This window comes from Pseudomonas sp. MWU13-3659, from assembly GCF_023757525.1.
GTDB classification, from domain to species: Bacteria; Pseudomonadota; Gammaproteobacteria; order Pseudomonadales; family Pseudomonadaceae; genus Aquipseudomonas; species Aquipseudomonas entomophila_E.
In genome coordinates this window covers 1-332 of sequence record NZ_JAMSHW010000125.1, presented here as the reverse complement: position 1 = coordinate 332, position 332 = coordinate 1, and the positions used below count along the sequence as shown (strand labels likewise).

The window sequence follows — 332 nt, the reverse complement described above, 5'->3', positions numbered from 1 at the left end:
TTCACCGCCGACTCGGTGGGCAACACCTACCAGGAAGGCCACGAAGACCAGGTCATGGTCCAGGGCTTCGAACACGAAGTGATCATCCCGCGTGACCCGCAGTCCGGCCAGCCGACCGGCCAGCGCGTGCACAAGCCGGTGAAGATCACCAAGGTCTTTGACAAGGCCTCGCCGCTGCTGCTGGCCGCCCTGACCTCGGGCGAGCGCATGACCAAGGTCGAGATCAAGTGGTACCGCACCTCGGCCCAGGGCACTCAAGAGCACTACTACACCACCGTCCTGGAAGACGCGATCATCGTCGACATCAAGGACTACATGCACAACTGCCAGGA

1 protein-coding gene is annotated in these 332 nt (G+C 62.3%); it reads left to right on the top strand.

The annotated features are described in order from the left end of the window. Window positions 1-332: Hcp family type VI secretion system effector (locus NGM28_RS28610; protein WP_252092566.1), on the top strand; the 332-nt coding region annotated here is incomplete at both ends.